Origin of the sequence: Caballeronia sp. BR00000012568055, from assembly GCF_029439455.1 — a bacterium.
Classification (GTDB): Bacteria; Pseudomonadota; Gammaproteobacteria; order Burkholderiales; family Burkholderiaceae; genus Caballeronia.
Genome location: NZ_JAQFVG010000116.1, coordinates 1 through 908, shown reverse-complemented (window position 1 = coordinate 908; position 908 = coordinate 1). Strand labels below are relative to the sequence as shown.

General features: G+C 64.8%; 1 protein-coding gene and 1 pseudogene. Both read left to right on the top strand.

Annotation, left to right across the window (positions count from 1 at the left end; genetic code table 11):
• Nucleotides 1–396, top strand: a 396-nt coding sequence (locus P7F28_RS07285; protein WP_306805818.1) for a hypothetical protein, incomplete at its 5' end; no start/stop codon positions are given.
• Nucleotides 342–908, top strand: a pseudogene (locus P7F28_RS07280) (hypothetical protein); the annotation flags it as partial. The gene P7F28_RS07285 and the pseudogene P7F28_RS07280, both read left to right, overlap by 55 nt.

Below are 908 nucleotides of genomic sequence, written 5' to 3'. Positions count from 1 at the left end.
TTGTCGGACGAGTTTCCGCAAGTTAACGTGAGCTTCGATGACGAAGCGAACGCGGCGGCCGCTCTGCGGGAGAAGCTGGCCGACGCACAGACGCCCGGCTTTCAGGCCGAGTTCGACCCGGACGAGGCGGCCCGCGCCGGCGCGTTCGCAGAAGACGCATTGAGCGAGGCCGATGCGCTCGACACGGCCATCGACCTGCCCGACGCGCAGGCGGCCGACACGCCGACATTCGTAGAGGACGGCCAGCCGCTCGACATGCCGGCGAGCATCACCCGGACCAATGCGCGACAGCTCTTTGGCAAGCAGCCTTGTCCTACGCCGTTCGCAACACGGTTGCCGAGTTGTACGGCACCGACGCGGCGAAGGGACTGGATGGGGTACGCGGCGGCTATATGACCGGCCCTGACATTCATCCTGGCCGCTGCGACATCGTTTGCAGCATGGCGGCCGACGCCGACGACTTGATGACCACCTTGCGGCATGAAGTCATCGGCCATTTCGGCCTTAACACGTTCACGAGCGACGACAAGCGCGCGCTGCTGGCAAGCATCAGTGCCACGCGTGGCGAGCCGTCGATGCGGCGGCTATGGGCCGCCATCGACCGCGACTACGCCGGCCGACCAGAGAGCATCAAGGCCGAGGAAGTTTTCGCGCTCCAGTGCGAAGGCGTGCAGGCCGCGCAGCACGTCAACCAAGCCGGCGTCCACGAGCGCGGCGAGCAGGCTTTCCGTGAGACGTGCATCGAGCGCACACGCCCGATGCGTCGCGACGACTTGGAGATCATCACGCTCATGGTCGCCCACGGCCTGCACGACCGGACGCGCGTGCAACGCAATTTTCCAAAGAAGAACCAGCAGTTTATGCAGGAGAGGACGATGGAACCGAAACGACCGTTTCACGAGGTTATG